Source organism: Wenzhouxiangella sp. YN1 (assembly GCF_056324145.1).
In genome coordinates, this window is sequence record NZ_JBJNIO010000007.1 from 1 (window position 1) to 352 (window position 352).

The following is a 352-nucleotide window of genomic DNA, read 5'->3' on the forward strand; positions in this document are numbered from 1 at the left end:
AGCGCTTCTTCACGCTGCGCGTGAAACCGCACTCGCTCCGTGATTGAAATCGGTTCCGTACCGAGTTGGTTCGTCAAGCGGGAGTGTAGAACTGGTGCCCAGGGGGAGACTCGAACTCCCACATCCTTTCGGACACTAGCACCTGAAGCTAGCGCGTCTACCAATTACGCCACCTGGGCAGGTGGACGCGCGGCATTATAGGACCAGCCGCGGGATTGTCCAAATTTTTCTGTCTTGCTGCTCTGAAGCCACGAGGCTCCGGAAGAAAAAGGCGGCCGGAGTGTCGGCTCCGGCCGCCGGAATAGGTGTGGCCCAGGCAAGGGGGGAACCTGGGCCACGATCCGGATGGGGA

At 60.5% G+C, this 352-nt stretch carries 1 tRNA gene; it reads right to left on the minus strand.

From position 1 onward, the window contains the following. Window positions 1-92 precede the first annotated feature (92 nt). Window positions 93-179 (minus strand) — tRNA-Leu (locus tag ACEWQZ_RS00010). Window positions 180-352: the final 173 nt, after the last annotated feature.